The sequence below is a fragment of the Sphingomonas sp. CFBP 13706 genome (genome assembly GCF_014842355.1).
GTDB lineage: Bacteria > Pseudomonadota > Alphaproteobacteria > Sphingomonadales > Sphingomonadaceae > Sphingomonas > Sphingomonas aerolata.
On record NZ_JACYVM010000001.1, the window covers coordinates 233,353 to 255,041 of the forward strand.

A 21,689-nucleotide genomic window follows, 5' to 3' on the forward strand; every position below is an offset into this window, starting at 1 on the left:
GCTCAGAGCTTGACGAGCATCTTTCCGGTATTTCCACCAGAAAACAGCCCAAGGAACGCGTCGGGCATCGCGTCGAGGCCATCATGCACGGTTTCCTGCCGCTGCAACGTGCCCGCCTTCAGCAGGGCGCCCATGTCCGTGTAGAATTCCGCAGCCCGATCCATGAAATCGCTGACGATGAAGCCGCGGATCTGGATACGGTTACCGATCAGCCTTGCGAGATAGCGCAGTTCAGTCGCCGCGCCGCTATTGTAGACGTCGATCATGCCACAGATCGCGAACCGGGCGTGCAGCTTGGCGTGCGCCAATGCCGCATCGAGATGTTCGCCGCCGACATTATCAAAATACACGTCAATGCCGCCCGACCCGAGCGCGGCCACAGCTTCGCCTAGAGCTTTCACGACCGGCGTACCGGACTTGTAGTCGATCACGGCATCAGCGCCGAGCGACTTGACCCAGGCGCATTTGTCCGCGCCGCCTGCCGAGCCGATCACCGTCATGCCCTTGGCCTTGGCGACCTGAACGACGGTCGAGCCCACCGCGCCCGCCGCGGCCGAAACGAAGACGGTATCGCCGGACTTGGCAGCGGCAACCTCGAGCAAACCGAAATAGGCGGTCATGCCCGGCATGCCGAGCTGCCCCAGAAATGCCTGTGGATCGACCGCCAGATCCGGCAGCTTCTGGACCTGGTTTGCGGGCAGCGTCGCTTCGTCGCGCCACCCCGCCATATGCTGGACGAGATCACCTGCCTTGAGACCCTCGGCCCGGCTTTCCACGACTTCGCCGATCGCACCGCCCTGCATCGGCTTGCCCAGCTCGAACGGCGGGGTGTAGCTTTTCACGTCGTTCATGCGACCGCGCATATAGGGATCGACCGAGAGCCAGCGGTTGGCGATGCGCACTTCGCCGTCGGCCAGTTCGGACTGTGAAACGTCGATCATCTCAAAGTCGGTATGCTTTGGCATGCCTTGTGGACGCGTCTTCAGGCTCCATGCACGGGACATTCTTGACTCCTGTCGTTGAGGTTTCATGACTCGGGTATGGCGCAGAACGGATCCCCCGCCAAGCGGCAGAGCACACATGACGTGCCCGTCTACAGCGAGCCTACCCGTCAATCGCCCGCGCCCTGATCGAAGTTCCGCCGGCCGTTGCCGGGTGCGCCCGTGCGAGCCGCGTTCGCGATGAATGTCCCGTGTCCAAAACATGAGGGGGAGAGCGCGGCGGTGGATTGCAAGCCGGCGGCGCCATCGCTAATATCGCAAGATCCGGCGTCGCCGGACCGCGCGGGGCCGTAGCTCAGATGGGAGAGCGCTGCAATCGCACTGCAGAGGTCAGGGGTTCGATTCCCCTCGGCTCCACCAGCGCAACCTATTCAATACTGTCACCGTCTTTGATAAAGCGGCAAGTGAGGGCGTGTCCGGCGCTAACGTGTTCGGTGCCGGAGCGGACGGCGCCGCTGATAGAATCTCTATCCTGGGCGGCGGCAGAATCAGCCCGTCACAGCGCCGTCCGTCCGGTGCAGACCGCAAACGCGGCGCCTTGGTGCCGAACATCCCGCGGACGGTCGCAAGCAGTCGCGCGTTGCGCGGGGTCCACAGACGTCAATCGGCCTGCGCATCTGCCGTTTCGGTCTGACGTTCCCACCGCAGATACGTCAGACGATCGCGCAGCCGCGGCTCGCGTGCATGCTGCTCCAGCGTTTCCAGTTGGACGAGCGACGATGGCCCCAGCCGCCCCACATAGCAGAGGTCGAGCGGCGGCCCCGTCTTACCCATTTTGAGCGCTGTGCGAACATTCCAAGCCGCCGCGACCGCGCCAAGATCCACAACGCTCGCCGTCACCAACGCAGTCACAGCCGCCAGCGCATTGGCGTTGATCAGGCACGCCGCCGACCTATCGACAAGCAATCGCCAGCCGATCAGCGCCAGGCCCGTGGCCACGAGTCCCATCCATGAAGTGCCGACAGTCGCAGCACCGTCATCCCGTAGGCGTCGACATAATCGAGCGTTCGCAATGCACTCGACGCGACCAGCAGCAGGTTCTGGACGAGCCAGACCGTCACCAGCCGCCGCACCAGCGGAAGCGACGCGGCTGTACTGCCCGGACGGAATGCCAACAACACGAATACGCCGGCGAGCGCTGCCGTTACGATCAACGAATACGTGCCACGGTGCGCATAGTCCGCCATCGTCACGCCCGAGGGCACTCCCGCGCCGCTCGACAGGAACACAATGTCGAGCCCATTCTCAACCGCGAAGATCGTATTGAACGTCACGAGCGACAGGATCAGCGTCACCGCGCCTGGCTCGAACACCGTACCGATCGAGCGATCTTCGAATCGCGATCGACCCGTCGTGTAAGGACTTGGCCGCAGGCTTGCCCAGATGTTGCGCATCGTCGAACCGGTGCCGCGGCAGGAGTGCGGCAAGCGAGACAGCCGTCCAGAACAGAACCCAGCCGAGGAGGCTTGGATCGTCGACGAGTACCACCGCCAATCCGGCGCAGGAAATCAACGTCAATCGCGCCGATCCGTCCTTCCAGATCGCCCGTCGCGTCAGCAACAGGGCGGTAGTCCAGGCAAACGCGAACCCCCAACCACCGCGCCCTTGCCGTCGTCGATCAGTATCTCCGCCAGGACACTCAGCGCCAAGACAGCGCCGATCTTGGCCATCAGTCTTCCATGACGATTCATCTTCGCGCTCCCCGATTGTCGAGGTTCTGCTTTGCAGCGGTCCCGCGAGCGTCAGATCGCGAGGTCCGCATCCGATCCGTTCGCTTGTCGTGCAGATCCTGTGCAGATGATGAATCCAAACCCGGGCGGTGTCCTCAGCGCGCGTTGCGAATGTCTTGGCGCAGGGCTAGCCTCCCTTCGGGGAGCATCGACACATGGAGTTCAAAATCCGGATCGGCCGGCGTTTCGTAACGAAGCGTTGTCGTCTGTCCGCTACCAGTTCGCCGATGCACAAGCAGAGCCCCCAGCAGCGCCACGGCTTATGTTCGCGATCTTCCTGACGCCCGCTTACGCGCCGTTCGCGATCGCGTTCGTCATAATGGTCGGGATCGGGCTGATCGAAGCGATCGGCCTTGGGCTCGGCCACCTCGATCTCGACGCGGACGTTTATGCCGAAACCGATAGCGGCGTGCTCGATTGGCTCGGGTTCGGTCACGAACTGCCGATCCTGATCTGGCTGACCTCATTACTCGGCTGCTTCACGCTCACCGGGATAGCCATTCAGCAGGGCGCGACCGCGTTGACCGGCGGCCCACTGAACTGGGGTCTCGCCTCGGGTGGTGCGCTGGTCGCTGGCAGCCTGCTCAACACTCTGGCCGCCAACGGGCTTGCCCGGATCATGCCCGGCTTCGAAACCAGCGTGATCTCCACCGACGACTTTCTCCGCCGCCGCGGCACCATCCTCGAAGGCACCGCCCGCCGGGGATCGCCGGCCCGTGCAAAGATTGTCGATCAGCATGGTCAGGCGCACTTCATCATGGTCGAGCCGCACGACGACGCGGACGTGATCGCCACCGGCGAGACCGCCCTGATCGTCCGCCGCGACGGCAAACTGTTCTACGCGCTGCCCGACGCCAACGCGCTCCTGCAGTCGATCTGACCACAATCATAACCGGGGAGGGTTTCATGCCCGCACAGTTTCTGAACGTCCTTATCTACGCCGGTATCGTGCTGTTCGCGCTCGTCGTGATCGGCATCATTCTGACTCGGCTCTACCGGCGTGCAACCAAGGACGTTGCGCTGATCCGCACCGGTTTCGGCGGCGAAAAAGTCGTGCTCAACGGCGGCATCATGGTGATCCCGGTGCTTCATGAGTTGATGCAGGTCCGCCTGACGACGGTGAAGCTGGAGGTCTCGCGCCTCAACAAGGACGCGCTGATCACGCTCGACAAGCTGCGCGTCGATGTCGTCGGGCTGTTCCACATCAAGGTGAAGCCCGACGCGGAATCGATCGCTGCCGCGGCGCAGACGCTTGGCGATTCGGTCAACAGCCCCGACGCGGTGAAGTCGCTGCTCGACGGCAAGCTCGTGTCCGCGCTGCGCTCGGTCGCGGCGACGATGACGATGGAGCACCTCCACGCCAACCGCGCCGACTTCATCCAGAAGGTGCAGGAGGCGCTGATGACCGACCTGGACATGAACGGGTTCCAGCTCGAGTCCGTTAGCATCACGCACTTCGACCAGACCGCGTTCGAGCATTTCAACGAAAACAACGCGTTCGACGCCGAGGGGCTGACCGTGCTCACGCGGACGATCGAGGAGCGCAAGAAGATCCGCAACGACATCGTCGCAACCAACCGCGTCGAGATCGAACAGCGTAACCTCGACGCCAACAACCAGTCGCTCGAGATCGCGCAGGCCGCCGAACAGGCGCGCCTGACGCAGGAGCAGACGCTGTCCGCCCGCCGCGCCGAGCAGGCGACCGCGATCGCCACCGCCGAAGCCGAGCAGACGCGCCTCGCCGAGATCGCCCGCATCACCGCGGGCCAGGCGCAGACCGTCGCGCAGACCGAAGCCGACAAGGTGATCCAGACCGCCACGATTGCGCGTGACGGCGCGATCCAGACCGCGACGATCGAGCGCGACAGGACGATCGAGATCGCACGCATCACAACAGCGGTGCAGACCGCGCAGAAGTCGGAAGAGGAATCGACCGCCACAGCTGCCGCCAACGAGGCACGCGCGCTGGCCGTCCGAGCCGAGGAAAGCGTCGCTACTGCCAAGGCGACCGAGATCGCCAACCGAAACAAGAATGTCGCCGTGATCGCCGCTACCCAGCGCGCGCAGGAAGAGGCCGTTGGCATCACCGTCGCTGCGACCGCCGAAAAGGAAGCCGCGGAGGCTCGAGCAAGCGCCCTGCGTACTAAAGCAACCGCCGAAGCAGATGCAGAGAAGGCGCGCGCGGAAGGCCGCGAGGCGGCCTTCAAGGTCGACGCGGCAGGTCAGGCGTCGTTGAACGAGGCGACCAACTTGCTGAGTGACTCGCAAACCGCACTGCTGATCCGCCGCGCAATGCTAGAAGCGTTGCCCGCGATCATCGCTGCGGCGAGCAAGCCGATGGAGAACATCGACAAGATCAGCATCCTAGATGCGCGGGGTCTGCACGGTGACAGTGGCAGCGATGGCGCGTCCGGGGGCGGCCAAGGCAACCTCGCCGACGCTGCGGTCGCAGCCGCTATGCGCTACCGCGTCGGCGGCCCGCTCATCGATGGCCTGATGGCGGAACTCGGCATGACCGGCAGTTCGTTGAACGGCATGCTCGCCGGGAGCAGCGCGGATGCGGCGCCTGCCCGAGCCTCCTCCAACGATGCCCACAAACATTCCGCTTCACTTAATGGTGGGACGGGCAACTCGCCGGCCTGATCGGAGGCACTCGAAGGCCCAGCCCTTGAAAATCGATCTGCGCTTCGAAGAAGACGGAACGCAGATCTTCGCCAGAAACGCCCTGAGTGTAAGGACCGGGTCCGCCCCTGCCCTGCGCCCCATGCGCGCGATCGACGGCCCATTGGCAACATTACCGCACGGCCTTGGGCTCTACCGCGGGTGCCGTTATAGACGTGCTGTTCGCCCCCAGTCCGCAACGACAACGCCAAACTCGCCCGTATCGGACGGATCGTGCGATTCGTCGCGTGAGATGCTGCGATCGGCGCAGGCATGCGGCGATGGTCTAGACCATTGGCGCAACCTGCGGCATCGCGGTCGTGCCAGGGGGCTGGAGCGTAAACGTGTTCAAGACAATGTGGAAAATGCCGGCAAAACTGCTCCGACGCGCGGCTGCCGAAAGCCCTGTCAACGGCGAGGATGCGGTGCCGGTCGCGGATGAGCAGCTCGCTACAGGCTCGCTGGAAGACATGATAAAAGCCGCGGACGAACTGTCCGCCGAAGATGCCGACTCATTGATCATCGAATGCGTCGGTCGTGACCGGCCCATCACTTGGGCGGAAATTCAGGGACTGCGCCATGCGACGACCTTCCCGGTCGACGCGTAGCTATCAGTCGACCCCTTTTAGCGGCGAAACTTGCCGAGCAGTCGTTCGAGCAGGCTTGGCTGCATCGCGATCAGCTGCTGCTGGCGAAACCGGTCACGATCGGCCGCGGCACGCCGGTAAAGGGCGTCAAGCCGGTCTGCGCCATAGCGGTCTGACAGGCGTGGCGGAGACTGATCGACGCGGTGAAACGCGGGCTGGTCGCGCTCGGGTCGGTGGGACATAACAGGCATTGATCGGGTTCCGGTGACAGGATGCAGTCAAAATACACACGCTTTTTACCACCTTTTCAACACGCTTGGTCGTGAGCGGTTCCCGAAAGCGTGCTGAATCGAGGCGTTTTGGCGAAAACCGGCGGAACTTTCCAGCCTTCCACAAGACCCGTTTCCTGGGTCGAGACTCCGCCATTCGGGACCACCTGCAACGTCTGCTGTACAATCACGACGCAGGTCGGGTAGGCGCCGACCATGGGTGAAATCGACAGACTCGTTCCTTCCGGCGTCATCGAACAATGGGTATTCCATCTGCGGCGGCAGCGGGCCCGTGCGGCGGATACCATCTGGTTGATCGATCAGGGTTTCACGCTTCACGATGGCAAAAGCGGCACACCGACGCACGACGCGACGGCACGCTGGCGCGCCGAGCAGGAAACCGTCATCGCGGAGGTCAGCGATCTTCTCAAACTCTATGACGAGATCAATTTGGGTCGCGACGTCCCGGCGGATGCCGATAGCGACCAAGGCCGTGCCTACAGGCGTTGAGCACCGTCACGGACCTGACCGGCTAGGCAGTTACATAGGAGCGCAGCGATGCGGCAGTCCACGACCCAGATCACGATCGATACCCGCCGGCAGGGGCTAGTCGACATTACCGCCCCGATCCGGCGCTGGGTCGATGCGCAGGCGATGCAGTCCGGGTTATTGACGGTGTTTTGTCGCCATACCTCCGCATCGCTGCTCATCCAGGAAAACGCCGCGCCCGAGGTCCGAACGGATATCGAGGCTTATTTCGAGCGCATCGCACCGGAATCAAGTTCGTATCTGCACGACGACGAAGGGCCCGACGACATGCCGGCGCATCTGCGCGCCGCTCTCACACAGGTACAATTGTCGATCCCAGTGATCGACGCCACGCTCGCGCTCGGCACGTGGCAGGGAATCTACTTGTTCGAGCATCGCCGTCGTCCCCATGGTCGCTCGCTGGCGCTTCATCTGATCGGGGAATGATCCTGCGTCGCGGACGACGGCCTATGACGGCGCCGAGGTGGTTTATTCAATCACCGTCATAGACCCGTGGACCAATCCCGTTCATCAACCGTTCCGCCACTGAAGGCTAATGTGAGGCGTTTCGCCGCATTCGCCGCGAACGGAGACGACAATCATGTTCATCATGCCTGGTCGCAAGGTCCTGCTGGCAGCTCTCGCCACGAGCACGTTGCTGGTCGCGGGTTGTGCGACCGAAACCACCTACCGCCCGGCCACTGGCCAGGGGTTCAACCGTACCGGCTATAGCGATCGCCGGATCGAGGATAACCGCTTCCTCGTCAGCTTCGCGGGAAACAGCGTCACGTCGCGCGACACCGTCGAACGCTATCTCTTCTTCCGCGCGGCGGAACTCACGCTCCAGCAGGGATATGATTATTTCCTGATGGCGGATCGCGATACCAATCTTCAGTCGCGCACCTATTCGACTCCCGGAATCGGCGGTGGGTTCGGTTATGGCGGCTTTGGTGGCTATTGGGGCCCGTCGTGGCGCTATCGCGGCCGCGGCTTCGGCTGGCGGAGCTGGGATCCCTATATCGGTGGCGGCTTCGGTGGCTTTGGCGGCGGCGGTTTCGGCGGCCCATGGGGCAACGATTTCGACGTCCGCACGATCGACCGCTACGAAGCGACGGCCGAGATCGTGATGCGCAAGGGGCCGATCCCGCGCGACAACATCCGTGCGTTCAATGCAAAGCAGGTCGTCGACAATATCGGGCCGAGCGTCATCCTGCCAAAGTAAGCAGCGTCGCGGCCGCACCGCCGCAACCAAGCGTACAAGCAAAAGCCGGACCGTCCATGTGGGACGGCCCGGCTTTTTATTGCCTGCTATGCTGCCAACCGGGCGCAGCCGCTAAACGGCCGGCCCGTCAAAGCAGCGTTCAGACCGCGCCGTGGCACTGCTTGTATTTGCGCCCCGACCCGCATGGGCATGGCGCGTTGCGGCTGACCACGCCTTCCCAATTCGCCGGATCCTCGCCGATATCCGCGGCCTGGGGCTGCGGGATCTGCATCGGCGGGAGCTGCGACGTGATGTGCCCCGACATGCCCCGCGCCTGGTCGAGGCTGTCATTTTCGCCGGTGAACGGGTCGAAATGCGTCGTGATGAAATCGGGCAGCTCGGGCAGGCCGACCGGCGCCTGGATCTGGAACTGCGCGTGGGCGATCGTCTTGGTCACGTCCTCGCGGATCGTCTCGAGCATCCGCTGGAATAGCGAGAACGCCTCCTGCTTATACTCGTTGATCGGCGTCTTCTGCGCATAGGCGCGCAGATGGACGACCTGGCGCAGCGCGTCGAGCGTCGCCAGATGCTCCTTCCAGTGATGGTCGAGATTCTGCAGCAGAATCGACTTCTCGACCGACGTCCACGTCTCGGTGTCGAGGTCTGCGGATTTCGTCGCGATCGCCTCGTCCGCCATTGCACGGATGCGTTCCTCGACGATCTCGGGATCGATCGCCTCTTCGAGCAGCCACGCCTCGATCTGCGGCTCGAGGTTGAGCACCTCGGCAAGCCGCGTCTTCATCCCTGCAATGTCCCACTGTTCCGGATAGGAATTGGGCGGGCAGGCTTCGCCAACGATGACGTTGACCGTCTCCGCACGCATGTCCGTCACCACGTCGCCGACGGTATCGGCATCCATGATGTCCGCACGCTGTTCGTAGATGACCTTGCGCTGCTCGTTCATCACGTCGTCATATTCGACGACCTGCTTGCGGATGTCGTAGTTACGCGCCTCGACCTTCTTCTGCGCGGTCTCGATCGCCTTCGACAGCCACTTGCTCCCGATCGCCTCGCCGTCCTCGATATTGTTGCGCATCATCTTGGCGAACAGCGTGTCCGGCCCGAAGATCCGCAGCAGATCGTCGTCGAGGCTCAGGTAGAAGCGCGACAGGCCGGGATCGCCCTGACGACCCGAGCGCCCGCGCAGCTGGTTGTCGATGCGCCGGCTCTCGTGACGCTCGGTACCGAGCACGAACAGGCCGCCCGCGGCGAGCACTGCCTGCTTCTCGGCCTCGATCTCGGTCTCGATCCGCGCCGCCTCGGCGGCATATTCGGGCGTGCCCTCGACCAGATCGGGATGCTCGTCGAGCATGCGGAATTCGAGATTGCCACCGAGTTTGATGTCGGTGCCGCGGCCCGCCATGTTAGTCGCGATCGTCACGGCGGACTTGCGTCCGGCCTGCGCAACGATGTGCGCCTCCATCTCATGGAAGCGCGCGTTCAGCACCTTGTGCTCGACCGCCTCGCCGACGAGGAACTCGCTCAGCAGCTCGGACTTCTCGATCGATACCGTGCCGACGAGCACGGGCTGGCCGAGATCGGCGTGATGCTTGATCTTCTTGGCGATCGCCGCGAACTTGTCCTTGGTGTCCTTGTAGAATTCGTCTTCCTCGTCGACGCGCTTGACCGTGACGTTGGTCGGGATGCTGACGACGTTGATCTTGTAGATGTCGTAGAACTCGGCCGCCTCGGTCGCAGCCGTACCGGTCATGCCGCCGATCTTGGGGTACATGCGGAAATAGTTCTGGAACGTGATCGAGGCCATCGTCTGGTTCTCGGGCTCGATCTGGACGCCTTCCTTGGCCTCGACCGCCTGGTGAAGGCCGTCCGACCAGCGCCGGCCGTCCATCATGCGACCGGTGAACTCATCGATGATGATGACCTTGCCGTCCTTGACGATGTAATCGATGTCCGACTTGAACATCACGATCGCGCGCAGCGCCTGGTTGAGGTGATGGACGACCTGTGTGTTCTCGAAATCGTACAGGTTGGCGCCTTCGAGCAGCCCCGCGGCCTCGAGCATCCGCTCGACCTTCTCGGTGCCGTCCTCGGTGAGGATGATCGTCTTCTGCTTCTCGTCCTTGTCATAGTCACCGGGGACGAGCTGCTTCACGACCGCATCGACCTGGATATACAGCTCGGACTTGTCGTCGGTCGGCCCCGAGATGATCAGCGGCGTCCGCGCCTCATCGATTAGGACCGAATCGACCTCGTCGACCACCGCGAAGTTGAAGCGGCGCTGTACCATCGAACTGCGCTCATACTTCATGTTGTCGCGCAGATAGTCGAAGCCGAACTCGTTGTTCGTGCCGTAGGTGATGTCGGCGGCATAGGCGGCGCGACGCTCCTCGTCCGATAGGTTTGGCACGATCACGCCGATCGTCATGCCGAGGAAGGTATAGACCTGCCCCATCCACTCCGCGTCACGTGCCGCGAGATAGTCGTTGACCGTGACGACGTGGACGCCGTCGCCCGGCAGCGCGTTCAGATAGGTCGCGAGCGTCGCGACGAGCGTCTTGCCCTCGCCGGTACGCATCTCGGCGATCTCGCCGCGGTGAAGGACGATGCCGCCGACCATCTGCACGTCGTAATGCCGCTGGCCAAGTACGCGCTTGGCCGCCTCGCGCACCGTGGCAAATGCCTCTGGAAGCAAGTCGTCGAGCTTCTCGCCGTTAGCGAGTCGGGCACGGAACTTCGCGGTCTGCCCGGACAATTCCTCGTCCGACATCGCGACGAGCGAAGGCTCGAACGATGCGATCTTCGCGAGGATCGGGTTGAGCGACTTGACGTAGCGGTCGTTGGACGACCCGAACAGCGATTTGGCAAAGCCACCGAACATGGGCTGATTTCCTGATTATAGGGCGCGACGGCACGCGGGGGCACGCACGCGCAAAGAGGAGGAGTGGCCCGCAGGCCGAGAGATCAGGCGCGCGACGCTATTCGCGCCGACGGTCCATCCAGATAGGAGCCGTGATGATCGCGACGACGGGCAGCGTCGCCGAGGTGGCAACGTCGTCGAGCGAGGCAAGCGCGGCGACCGGTCGTACCGCGACCTTTGCCACCGCCACCGCCGCGGTCTGCGCGCAAATGCTGCCCTGCGCCACCGCCTGTGCGGACTGCCCACGCACACCCGGCACCGCGCCGGTCAGCGCGGACAGGAGGGCAGAAAGGAGGAGCAGCAGATTCATGCGGGACCGGCTGTATGCGAGCTTGCGTGTAAAATCTACCATTCGTCGGACGGAAGCACCCGGCGAACGCGCGGACGTTCGATCCGTAAGGGGACGGCGTCGTGCGTAGGAACGACGACCCTGACGGACGCTCGTCGACCGTCGACGCGCGCAGATGTCATGCGATAGCCCCCAACCGCACGGGACACCGGTCGACGGGCGTCTGTCAGACGCAACCCGCGATCTTGCGGGCCGGACCGCAGCGACTATGAAGGCCGGATGCAGATCTCGCCGCTCGCCTTGCCCTTCCCCGCCGCCCCTTTGATCGACGGGGTCGTGCCTCATGTCGCGCGTGCCGGCTACAAGGCCTGGGACCGGTGCGACCTGACGTTCGTGACGCTCGATCCGGGAACGGTCGTTGCGGGCGTCCTTACGCAGAGCAAATGTCCGTCGCCCGAGGTCGAGTGGTGCCGTGCGGCGCTGACGCTCGGCCAGGCACGTGCGCTGGTCGTCAATGCGGGCAATTCGAACGCGTTTACTGGTGCGCGTGGCCGCGCCGCAGTCGAGGCGATCGCCGCACGGACAGCAGCGCACCTCGGCTGCCAGCCCTCGGACGTGTTCGTCGCCTCAACCGGCGTGATCGGCGTACCGTTGCCGATCGACAAGGCCGAAGCCGGGCTCGACGCCGCGTTCGCGGCCGCACCGTGCGGTTGGGAGGACGCCGCCGCGACGATCATGACCACCGATACCTTTACCAAGGGCGCGGTGACGACCGCGGTGATCGGCGATCAGACCGTGACGCTGGTCGGCATCATCAAGGGCTCGGGTATGATCGCGCCGGACATGGCGACGATGCTTGGCTTCATCTTTACCGATGCCGCGGTCGAGCCCGCGTTTCTCCAGGCCGCACTGTCCAAGGCCAATGCGCCGAGCTTCTCGTGCATCACCGTCGACAGCGACACTTCGACCAGCGACACGGTGCTCGCATTCGCAACGGGGAAGGCCGGCAACGCCCCGCTCAGCGACGACGACAGCATCGGCGCGGACGCGTTCCGCGCGGCACTGGCCGATCTATGCCATCAGCTTGCCCTGCTGGTCGTCCGCGACGGCGAAGGGGCGCAGAAGCTGATCGAGATCCAGGTGACCGGCGCAGAGAGCGACCGCAGCGCACACCGAGTTGCTATGAGCATCGCCAACTCGCCTCTGGTCAAGACGGCGGTCGCTGGCGAGGACGCCAATTGGGGTCGTGTCGTTATGGCCGTTGGCAAGGCAGGAGAGCCTGCCGACCGCGACACATTGTCGATCCGGTTCGGCAACACGCAAGTGGCTGAGGGCGGGCTGGCGCTCAGCGGCTATGACGAGGCGCCCGTTGCGGATCATCTGAAGGGGCAGGACATCGAGATCGGCGTCGATCTAGCGCTGGGTGACGGTGCGGCCACGGTGTGGACCTGCGACCTGACGCACGGCTATATCTCGATCAATGCCGACTATCGAAGCTGAGCTCACTACGAACCGTCACCTCAGCGAAAGCTGGGGTAACGGTCGCAGCAGCGTATCGTCTTACGCGAGTTCGCCCTCAAGCCACGCCTTGAGCTGACCCTTGGGTGCCGCACCAACCTTGGTTGCTGCCGGGGCGCCGCCCTTGAACAGGATCATCGTCGGGATTCCGCGCACGCCATACTGACCCGGCGCATCGGGGTTCTCATCGATGTTGAGCTTGGCGATTGTCACCTTCTCGCCCAGTTCCTCGGACAGCTCCTCGAGGCTCGGCCCGATCATCTTGCACGGCCCGCACCACTCGGCCCAGAAATCGACGAGCACGGGGCCGTCGGCGTTCAGCACGTCGGCATTGAAGCTCGCATCGGTGATCTGCTTGGTCGCCACTGAAATATCTCCTTCGTTATACCGTAATCTAGGGTTCGGCTGCACGCGTCTCAACCGTCGACAGCCTAGCTTTGCTCCGTCATCGCATAGCGCGGCTTGTGCCTGTCGAGCATATCGGCCGATATCCCGATCAATCGGGGTGCCGCGGTGTAGAGCAACGCCGCCTCGATCGTCCGCCCCGGAAAGATCACCCGCAACGCCGCCGCATAGGCGGCCATCTGCTTGAGATGATAGTCCGGCACCTCGTCGAGTCCGCGCGGCGCACGCCGCCCGGTCTTGAAATCGATCACCCGGATGGTCTCCGCACCGATCAGCAGCCGGTCGACGGTTCCCGATACCACGATGCCGTCCGCCAGCGTGGCCGCGATCGGCGCTTCGGCAAGCGAGTCGATACCGAACAGGTCGGCGAAGCGCGGATCCTCGATCACGCCGATCGCGCTCGCTGCAATTTCCGCACGCGCGGCGGGATCGGAAACACCGCCGGCCTGGCCGAGCCAGCGATCCGCCGCCGCCGCCCGCGAAGCGCCGTCGACAGCGGGAAGGCGCTCGAGCAGCTTGTGGATCAACGCGCCGCGTTCGGCCGCAAGCCGCATCTCCGGGGTCGGCGGCGGGTCGGACACCGCATCCTCGCCGAGCGCAGATGGCGACAACGGGCGCGACGGTCGCGACTCCTTCGGTGCCGCGTGCCGGGCCCAGTCGGGTATCGTCCGGGAAGGCACGACAACGTCGTTCGCCGCGGGCTTGACCGGTACCGGAAGCTCCGTCCCGTCGCCGACGAAGACCCGCTCGCCCTCGGCATCCGCCACGCCCAACGCCGTCAGTGCACGATCCGCGGCGCCATACCAGCTCGTCACCGGCGCAACGCCCTGCGCCCGCGTACCGAGCGCGCCCGCGATGACCAGGCGTTCCTCGGCGCGGGTCGCCGCGACATAGAACAGCCGCCAATGCTCCTCGAGTTCGCGCCGCTCGGCTGCCGTCACCACGGCATCAAGGGGGCCACCCCGCTCGCTGCTGCGCGGGCGGAACACCGGCAACGGGGCGACCATGTCCTCGGGAGTCCATTTCAGGATCGATCGCGGTGCGGCGGCGGGGTCGGCGGTCGCATCGGCAAGGATCACCAGCGGTGCCTGCAGGCCCTTGGCGCCGTGCGCGGTCATCACGCGCACCGCATCAAGCGGCGTCGACGGATCACGGACGATGTCGACATCGCCGCGATCGAACCAGTCGAGAAAGCGCTGCAGCGACGGTGTCGTATTGCTCTCGAACGTCAGTGCTGCGTTGAGCAGTTCCTCGATCGGATCGCGCGCTTCGGTCCCCAGCCGCAGGATCAGCTTGCGCCGTCCGTCGAGTGGCCCGGACAGGAGCTCCTCCAGAAACTGATAGGGAGTCGCGATGTCCGCACGTGCGAGCATCGCGAGCAGCGGCGCGAGGCGCTCGGCGGGCTGCGTCCGCTGAAGATGCCGCCACAACGGCCCGGCCTCGCGCGGCGCCGCCGCCATAAGTTCGTCCTGCGTCCAGCCGATCAGCGGCGAGACGAGCAGCGATGCCAGGCTCAGATCGTCTTCCGGCTGCAACACGAAGCGGATCGTCGCGAGCAGATCCTGGACGGCGAGCGGTGCGTTCAAGCGCAGCCGGTCGACACCCGCGACGGGCACGCCCTCGGCATAAAGCCGCGCGACGATCAGCGACGCGAGATCGCCGCGCCGCTTCACGAGGATCATCACATCCTCGGGGCGCAGCCGTCGCCCCTTGCTCTCGAGCATCAGCCCATCGGGCGCGAGCCAGCGTCGGACCGCCTTGGCGATATCGCCCGCGAGCTTGCGGACCGCATCGTCGACCCAGCCCTCCTCGTCGTCCTCGCTCCCCCCTGCGATGACCGGTGGCCACAGCGTCACGCTGCCCGGACCCTTGACCTCGCTGGCATGGACCTCGAGCTCGCCGATCGCGCCAAGACCCGGGTCGCCCGCCGCGGCGACCGCGGCATCGACGAACGTGAGGATCGGCCGGGTCGATCGGAAGGAGTGGGTCAGCGACAGCCGCTCAAGCGGCAGGCCCCGCTCCGCCTCCGGCCATTCGTCGTCGCCCGCAACCTCGAGCGCGCGACGCCCGAAATGCAGCTCTGCGGCGGCGAAGTTGAACGGGTCGGTCCCCTGAAAGCCGAAGATCGCCTGCTTCCAGTCGCCGACCGTGAACAGCGTGCGCGTCGAAGGGGCATAGATGCCGCGCCCGACAAAGAACTCGTCGGCCAGCGCTCGCACGATCCGCCACTGGTCGGCATTGGTGTCCTGCGCCTCGTCGATCAGGACATGCTCGGTCGCCTGATCGAGCTTGTAGCGGACCCATTCGCCGATCCCGGGCTGGTCGAGCAACGCCACGGTCGTCGCGATCAGATCGTCGAAATCGACCCCGCCGACGCGCCGTTTCGCGAGTGCATAGGCACGCGCATAATCGCGCCCGACCTCCAGCCCGTCGGCGAGAAGATCGGCATAGGCGACGCGCTGGATCATCGATGCGATATCGGCGCAGGCCGCGCCGACATCCTGTGCCAGGATCTCATAGTCAGGTTCGAGATCGATCAGCTTCTTCTGCGCCTTGCGGGGCTCCCCCTTGGCCGTCAGCACGACGCCTGCGAGATCGGGGAGCATCGCCGCACGGTCCGGCGACGCGAGCCACGCCTCGACCATGGCCGCCTGCTTCAGGCCCGTCGCGGTCCCCCACGCCCGGTTGGCCGCGCCGATCCGCGTGATCGCGTCGATATCCAGCGCCTCGCACCAGTCCGCGACCGCTTCGTTGATATCGCCGGCGGGCAGCTCGAGCGTCCGGCGCAACCAGGGCCGGATACCCGACGGCAAAGCCTCAAGCGCGGGCAGCGCGCGGGCGCAGGCCATCAGGAACCCCTCGGCACCGCCCTCCCCCATCCGCAGCGACAAGCGGCCGACGATCTCGACGGGACGTTCCCGCCCCTCACGCTCGGCGTCCGTTAGCATCCCCGCCAGCGCCTCACGCGCAAGCCCGGCTTCCTCGCGCGCCTCCAGGGGGCGAAAACCCGGGGTCAACCCCGCTTCGACCGGAAACGCCGCCAGCAGGCCCTGGCAGAAACCGTGGATCGTCTGGATCCGCAACCCGCCCCCCGGCGCGTCGAGCACCTTGGCAAACAGCGTCCGCGCACGATCCTGCAACGCCTGGTCCGGGACCTCCCCCAGGGCAATCAGGTCGGCACCCAGCGCGGGGCCGGGCATCCGCACCCAGGCGGCGAGCCGCCCGTTGATCCGCTGCGCCATTTCGGCCGCACCCGCCTTAGTGAAGGTCAGGCACAAGATCGCACCCGGATCGACGCCGCGCAGCAACAGGCGAAAAACACGCGCCGCGAGAACCTGGGTCTTGCCCGTTCCCGCCGATGCGGACAGCCAGACATGGGCGCGGGGGTCACTAGCTGCGGCCTGTGCGCCCTTGAGCCGGGGTAAGGTGCGGAGCTCGCCGCTATTCACGGCCATACCATTCATCCCGGCGCATCAGCTGGTCATATTCGGCATAAGGCGCATATTCCGGTACCAGCTTGGCGGTGAAGGCGGCGCTGCCGGTCAGCCAGTTTCCCGCGACCTCGGTGAAGTTGTGCGCCGCCGTCGCGGTGAATTCCGCGGTCGGGATCTTGTCGCGCTTGCCCTCGGGATCAACCGGACTCTCGACATAGCCAAACGCATCGCGCTTCTTGCCAAGCGACCAATATTCGAACGCACCCGCCTTGCCCGCGACATCGGCAAAGCCGCCGCGCTCGGCGATCAGGCCGAGCAGCCCCAGCTGCAGACTATAGCCGGCGCGCACCGCGGTCGCCGAGGGTGGCTTGCCGGTCTTGTAGTCGATGATCGCCAGTTCCCCGCCCGGCAGCCGGTCGACACGGTCGTACCGTCCGCGCAGCGTCACCCCCGCAATCGCGATCTCGCCCTTGCCTTCCGCACTGGCAACGACCCGGCCGTCGACGGCCTGCGCCGCGATCGTGCCCGCGATCCAGTCGATCGCCTCGAGCAGCCGCGGCTGCCAGAGCGCTCGCATCATCGGGTGCGTCCGCTCGTCGCGCAGCATCGCCTCGGCACGCGGCCGCAATGCATCGATCGCGCAGGCGTCGTGCTTCCACCATTGTTCGAGAATGTCGTGTACCGCGGTGCCGCGCCACGCCGCGCTCGGATCCGCATCGACCGGGTCGAGCGGCATCAGGCCGAGCACCCTGCGCGCGTAGAAGGCATAGGGGTCGGCCTTCAACCGGTCGACCTCGGTCACCGAAATCAGCCTTGGCCGCAGCGCAGCGATCGGCGACGGCGCCGGACGGTCGGAGGGCCGGTGCGCCCGGGGATCGTCGAGATCGCGTGTCCATGCCTCGAGCGCCTCGGCGCGCTCGAACCTGTCCCCCGCAAGTGCCTGCAACCGCAGCCACAGTCGCGACGCCAATGCCGGCGACTTGGCGTCGCGGCGCGCACGTGTGACGATCGCCCGCGGCGCGCCGAGCGCCTGGGCGAAATCATGCGCCGACGTCCCTACCTGCCGCTCGAGTCCCGGCAGCCCGAGTTCGGCGCGGATCCGCGGTGCAAGCCACGGGTCCGGCGCAGGACGGCCCGGCCACATACCTTCGTTCAGCCCGCCCAGAACCATCAGGTCTGCGGTCTGCAATCGCGCCTCGAGCAGGCCGTAGATCGCCAGACGCGGATGCGCGCCCTGCAATGGCCGCACCGCAACCTCGTCGAGCAAGGTCCGCAAGAGCTGCGCAAGTTCGACCGGATCGACAAGCGGCGGGCCGGCATCGGCTTCGATCTCGAGATCAGCGAGGCATTGCGCCGCGGCACGCCCCGCGGGACCGGCCCAGAGTTCATCCCCGCACAGCGCCGCGGCCGTCTCGCGAACGATCGCCAGCAACGGGCCGAGCGGCTGAGCGCCGCGTTCGAAAACCGTGGCGATCGGCGTGAGCAGCGCTTGCGCCTCGGGCCACCAGCGCTTCGCCGTTCCGGCACGCAGATGCGCATCGACAGCATCGAGCCCCGCGGCGGGCCGCGGTCCGCGCAACGCGCGATCGAGCGCGCGAACGCCGTCGAGCCACGCCAGCCGGGTAACGCCACTGCGGACCAGCGGGTGCTTCAGCAACGCCAGCAACGCGAGCGGCGCGAAACGCTGTGCCGCAGCCTCGACCAGCGCGAGGATGAGGGTCCCGGGCGGGAGGATCGACAAGGGCCGGCCCGCGCTGTCGTCGATCAGGATCTGCCAGCGCCCAAGATGCGCCGCGACACGCCGCGCCAGAGCGCGATCGGGCGTAACGAGCGCGGCTGTCCGTCCCGGCTCCTCCAGCACGCCGCGCAAGGCCAGCGCGATCGCCTGCGCCTCTTCGGCGGGCGTTGCCAGTTCGGCGACCGTCACCCCCTTCAGGCGGCGATCCTCCGCGCCCAGCCGGGTCCACTTTCCGGTGAAGTCGGCGGGGGCCAGTGCATTGGCGATCGCGCGGCTTCGCGTCGTGTCGGCGTCATGGCCACCGCCCTCGCGCCAGGTCGCGACCTCGGCGCGCCCGACGCCCATGCGCTCGAGCAGGAGCTTCAGATGGAATTGCGGATGCGTTTCGATCGACCGCCGCGTCAGCCCGGTATCCGGGTTTCGCGGGTGGGGGCCCAGCGCATCCCACTCCTCGTCGGGCAGGTGCAGATCGAGATCCGCGAACACCACCATGCCGCCTGGCAGGTCTGCGACGCAACGCAGGGCGCGCGCGACCGACGGCGCGGAGTCGGTGACGCCCGCGGCGCAGACCAGCCCGGCCGGCGGCGTCGCACGCCATCGCACCACCAATCTGTCGAGCAGCGCGGCGCGCCGGGTCGCCGCATCGATCCGCCCCAGGCGGGCCAGTTCGCCCGGCCATCGCTGCAGCACGACGTCGAACGTCGACAATGCGCGCTGCCAGTGTTCGGTCAGTTCGGGACCGAGTTCGATCTCGTGCAGGCGCGTTGGCGCAACTTCCTCGACGAGCAGCTGGTCGAGCGTCTTGGCGAGTTCGCCTGCAAGTCGGACCGCCTCGGCCGCATCGATCGGATGCCCCCCACGCCGGCGTTCTTCCGACACCAGCCGCGCAAGGATCATCCGCCGCTGATAGGGCGGCACCGCTGGCAGCGGCGGATCGGCGTCGTCCGCCGGATCGAGCGCGGCGCCGACCGCTTCGCCCAGCCCCGTGTCGCCCAGCGCGATCATGCGCGGCAGAACCAGCCCCCCGCCGCTCGCCCGCACGAACGCATCGGTCACGGCCCGGATCGCGCGGTTGTTGGGCAACAGGATCAGTGCGCGGGCGAGCGCCAGCGGATCCTGCCCTGCCCGCCGGAGCAGCCCCGCTACCAGCGCATCGGCAAAGGCGCGATGGGCGGGGATGGTGTAGAGGGTCGGCCCCGTCCGTTCAGCCACCGGCGAGGATCGCCTCGGTCCTTGGAATCGCCGCGGGGGTGCCCACGTCGAACCACAGGCCCTGGTGAACCTGGCCAAATGCCCGACCCGCAGCGATCGCACGGTCCCAGAACAGGTTCGTCGAAAACGGTCCCTCGGGCCAATCCGCGATGACGCGCGGGTGGAGAATCTGAATGCCCGTAAAGGCGAAGGGTGCGACCCGCCCCGGCTTGCGTCGTCCGGTGATCCGCCCGTCCGCTGCGAGATGGAAGTCGCCCGGACCGCCATGATTGTGCGCGCGAGCGAGCGGCACCATCAGCAGCAGCGCATCCATCGTCGCATCGTCCCAGCGCGACGCGAGCAGCCGGATCGCGTCGACCGGTCCGTCGATCCAGAGATTGTCGCTGTTGACCACCAGAACCGGCGCATCGCCGAGCAGCGGACGTGCCTGAACCAGCCCGCCGCCCGTCTCCATCAACCGGCGACGCTCGTCCGAAATCACGACCTCGATATCGGGGTAACGATCGGTGACATGCGCCTGCAACGTATCGGCAAGATAGTGAACATTGACCACCGCGCGCGCGATCCCGGCACGCTGCAGCCGATCGAAGACATGGTCGATCAGCGCCTTGCCGGCCACTTCGACCAGCGGCTTGGGGCGCGTCGCGGTCAACGGCCGCATCCGCTTGCCGAGCCCGGCCGCCATCACCATCGCCGTCTCGGGCACCGTCCCGCGCGGGATCGGACGGATCATGCGCTGGCCGCTCATGCCGCCAACGCCAGCGGGTCGCCGCGCCGAGCGGCCGGCACATTGGCGTCGAACCAGGCCGCGACCGGCGCCATCACCGGCTGGGCCAGGTCACGCTCGAGATACGTCCAGACCCGGGGACACAAGGTTAGATAGCGCGGCTTGCCGTCACGCTTCCACAGCCGCGTGAAGATACCAAGAATCTTGGCGTTCCGCTGCGCGCCGAGCACATGATAGGCGTCCAGGAAATCGTCACCAACGCCCGTCGCTTCGCGGTAGCGCGCGAGCATCGCCACCTCGACGATAGGGTCGACGTCGCGCCGTGCATCCTGCAACAGCGACACGAGGTCATAGGCCGGGTGCCCGGCGAGCGCGTCCTGGAAATCGAGCAGGCCGAGCGCTCCGTCCGGCGTGAGCAGCATCAGGTTCTCCGCATGATAATCGCGCAGGACAGTGACCGGGTCGGTCGCGATCCCGTGATCGAACACGGCGTCCCATGCCGCATCCCAGCCCGCCCGGTCCGGGACGATCCCGATGGCCGGGCAATACCAGTCGACGAACAGCGCGGCCTCGCGCGCCAGGACGGCACGGTCATAGGGTGCGAACGGTCCGGCCGGATACGCGTGAAGACGCCCGAGCAGGTCGATCGCGGGCGCGTAGAGCGCCATGCCCTCATCGGACGATGCGTCGATCGCCTCGCGCAACCGATCATCGCCAAAATCCTCGATCAGCACGAGCCCCTGCGTCAGGTCGCTCGCGAGGATCGCGGGTGCCCGGAACGTCCGCTCGACCAGCCACTGTGCGACAGCGATGAACGGGCGCGGGTCTTCATGAGGCGGCGGCGCGTCCATCAGGATCGCGTGGCGCGGCCCGGCGACGACGCGGAAATAGCGACGGAAGGAGGCATCCCCCGCAACCGGCAGGAGCGTCGCCCCCGTCCAGCCATGCGCGTCGAGAAATGCGGCGGCGCCCGCCGGGGGTGTCATATCGGCCATCGCCGCGTCCAACCCTCCGGCACTCCGGCTGTCAAGCCGCGCGTGCCGTCCGGTTCGATCGTGAGGTCGAGCCGAAGCGCGTCCGGCCAATAATCTGGGCCCGCCCGCTCTGGCCATTCGACAATCAGCACGGAATCATAGCGCGCGTCGTCAAGCGCGAGCTCGACGATCTCGTCCGGATCATCGATCCGGTACAGATCGACGTGCAGCACGGGCAGACGCACCTCGGGGGGTGCATAGGGCTGAACGATCGCGAAACTCGGCGATGGCGCTTCGCCGATCAGACCGAGCGCGGCCAGCAGGCCGCGTGCCAGGCTCGTCTTCCCCGCGCCAAGCGTCCCCGTCAGCGCAATCACGTCACCCGCCTTGACGTGCGCTGCCAGTTTCGCGCCGAACGCCTCGGTCGCGGCGGGATCCTCTAACCGCAGCACCGTCATGCGCTGGAACCCGCGCAGC

The 21,689-nt window shown here is 66.0% G+C and carries 18 protein-coding genes, 1 tRNA gene and 1 pseudogene; 9 read left to right on the top strand and 11 right to left on the bottom strand.

Features of this window, described 5'->3' with window-relative positions; translation table 11 throughout:
* Nucleotides 1–2: 2 nt before the first annotated feature.
* Nucleotides 3–1,004, bottom strand: a complete 1,002-nt coding sequence (locus IFS44_RS01005) for an NADP-dependent oxidoreductase (protein WP_192097141.1) — start codon at nt 1,002–1,004, stop codon at nt 3–5.
* A 281-nt stretch (nt 1,005–1,285) separates the two neighbouring features.
* On the opposite strand from IFS44_RS01005, the gene IFS44_RS01010 reads away from it, so the two are divergent.
* Nucleotides 1,286–1,361, top strand: a tRNA-Ala gene (locus IFS44_RS01010).
* Between the two features lie 240 nt (nt 1,362–1,601).
* On the opposite strand, the pseudogene IFS44_RS22875 reads toward IFS44_RS01010, so the two are convergent.
* A pseudogene (locus tag IFS44_RS22875) lies at nt 1,602–2,395 on the bottom strand (DUF4153 domain-containing protein).
* On the opposite strand from IFS44_RS22875, the gene IFS44_RS22055 reads away from it, so the two are divergent.
* The 4 genes from IFS44_RS22055 to IFS44_RS01030 all read left to right on the top strand — a co-directional run bounded on the left by IFS44_RS22055 (nt 2,385) and on the right by IFS44_RS01030 (nt 6,000).
* Complete coding sequence (locus IFS44_RS22055) at nt 2,385–2,684, top strand: hypothetical protein (protein ID WP_244649795.1); 300 nt, start codon at nt 2,385–2,387, stop codon at nt 2,682–2,684. The pseudogene IFS44_RS22875 and the gene IFS44_RS22055 overlap by 11 nt on opposite strands.
* A gap of 309 nt (nt 2,685–2,993) precedes the next feature.
* Entirely contained in the window at nt 2,994–3,611 is a 618-nt protein-coding gene (locus IFS44_RS01020; protein WP_192097142.1) for an OB-fold-containig protein, read from the top strand.
* 26 nt (nt 3,612–3,637) lie between these two features.
* Nucleotides 3,638–5,374 carry a flotillin family protein gene (locus tag IFS44_RS01025; RefSeq protein WP_244649797.1) on the top strand — a complete coding sequence of 579 codons (1,737 nt, stop codon included), beginning with the start codon at nt 3,638–3,640 and terminating at the stop codon, nt 5,372–5,374.
* 362 nt (nt 5,375–5,736) lie between these two features.
* Nucleotides 5,737–6,000 carry a hypothetical protein gene (locus IFS44_RS01030; RefSeq protein ID WP_192097144.1) on the top strand — a complete coding sequence of 88 codons (264 nt, stop codon included), beginning with the start codon at nt 5,737–5,739 and terminating at the stop codon, nt 5,998–6,000.
* A 17-nt stretch (nt 6,001–6,017) separates the two neighbouring features.
* Here IFS44_RS01030 and IFS44_RS01035 read toward each other — a convergent pair whose 3' ends face one another.
* Nucleotides 6,018–6,221 carry a hypothetical protein gene (locus IFS44_RS01035; RefSeq protein WP_031393347.1) on the bottom strand — a complete coding sequence of 68 codons (204 nt, stop codon included), beginning with the start codon at nt 6,219–6,221 and terminating at the stop codon, nt 6,018–6,020.
* A 243-nt stretch (nt 6,222–6,464) separates the two neighbouring features.
* Here IFS44_RS01035 and IFS44_RS01040 point away from each other — a divergent pair, with 243 nt between their 5' ends.
* From IFS44_RS01040 to IFS44_RS01050, 3 genes are all read left to right on the top strand, one after another.
* Nucleotides 6,465–6,758, top strand: a complete 294-nt coding sequence (locus IFS44_RS01040; RefSeq protein ID WP_192097146.1) for a hypothetical protein — start codon at nt 6,465–6,467, stop codon at nt 6,756–6,758.
* 48 nt (nt 6,759–6,806) lie between these two features.
* Entirely contained in the window at nt 6,807–7,223 is a 417-nt protein-coding gene (locus tag IFS44_RS01045) for a secondary thiamine-phosphate synthase enzyme YjbQ (RefSeq protein WP_031439041.1), read from the top strand.
* Between the two features lie 154 nt (nt 7,224–7,377).
* Nucleotides 7,378–7,998, top strand: a complete 621-nt coding sequence (locus tag IFS44_RS01050; protein WP_183937588.1) for a CC0125/CC1285 family lipoprotein — start codon at nt 7,378–7,380, stop codon at nt 7,996–7,998.
* 139 nt (nt 7,999–8,137) lie between these two features.
* On the opposite strand, the gene secA is transcribed toward IFS44_RS01050, so the two are convergent.
* Nucleotides 8,138–10,876: a preprotein translocase subunit SecA gene (gene secA, locus IFS44_RS01055; RefSeq protein ID WP_107933656.1), complete on the bottom strand. Its 2,739-nt coding sequence runs from the start codon at nt 10,874–10,876 to the stop codon at nt 8,138–8,140.
* Nucleotides 10,877–10,973: 97 nt separating this feature from the next.
* A complete protein-coding gene (locus tag IFS44_RS01060) occupies nt 10,974–11,225 on the bottom strand; it encodes a hypothetical protein (RefSeq protein ID WP_192097147.1) in 252 nt (83 codons plus the stop codon).
* Between the two features lie 258 nt (nt 11,226–11,483).
* On the opposite strand from IFS44_RS01060, the gene argJ reads away from it, so the two are divergent.
* Nucleotides 11,484–12,704, top strand: coding sequence for a bifunctional glutamate N-acetyltransferase/amino-acid acetyltransferase ArgJ (argJ, locus tag IFS44_RS01065; RefSeq protein WP_192097148.1), 1,221 nt, complete (start codon nt 11,484–11,486; stop codon nt 12,702–12,704).
* A gap of 60 nt (nt 12,705–12,764) precedes the next feature.
* Here the strand turns inward: argJ and trxA are convergent, their stop codons facing one another.
* From trxA to tsaE, 6 genes are all read right to left on the bottom strand, one after another.
* Complete coding sequence (gene trxA, locus IFS44_RS01070; protein ID WP_031393340.1) at nt 12,765–13,088, bottom strand: thioredoxin TrxA; 324 nt, start codon at nt 13,086–13,088, stop codon at nt 12,765–12,767.
* A 65-nt stretch (nt 13,089–13,153) separates the two neighbouring features.
* Nucleotides 13,154–16,582, bottom strand: coding sequence for a double-strand break repair helicase AddA (gene addA / locus IFS44_RS01075; RefSeq protein WP_192097150.1), 3,429 nt, complete (start codon nt 16,580–16,582; stop codon nt 13,154–13,156).
* Entirely contained in the window at nt 16,569–19,511 is a 2,943-nt protein-coding gene (addB, locus tag IFS44_RS01080) for a double-strand break repair protein AddB (protein ID WP_192097151.1), read from the bottom strand. Before addB ends, addA begins: the two co-directional genes overlap by 14 nt.
* Nucleotides 19,504–20,259, bottom strand: coding sequence for a nucleotidyltransferase family protein (locus tag IFS44_RS01085; protein WP_192097153.1), 756 nt, complete (start codon nt 20,257–20,259; stop codon nt 19,504–19,506). The genes addB and IFS44_RS01085 overlap by 8 nt, the downstream gene beginning before the upstream one ends.
* Nucleotides 20,256–21,224, bottom strand: coding sequence for an aminoglycoside phosphotransferase family protein (locus IFS44_RS01090; RefSeq protein ID WP_192097492.1), 969 nt, complete (start codon nt 21,222–21,224; stop codon nt 20,256–20,258). Before IFS44_RS01090 ends, IFS44_RS01085 begins: the two co-directional genes overlap by 4 nt.
* Entirely contained in the window at nt 21,221–21,670 is a 450-nt protein-coding gene (gene tsaE, locus IFS44_RS01095; RefSeq protein WP_192097157.1) for a tRNA (adenosine(37)-N6)-threonylcarbamoyltransferase complex ATPase subunit type 1 TsaE, read from the bottom strand. Before tsaE ends, IFS44_RS01090 begins: the two co-directional genes overlap by 4 nt.
* Nucleotides 21,671–21,689 lie beyond the last annotated feature (19 nt).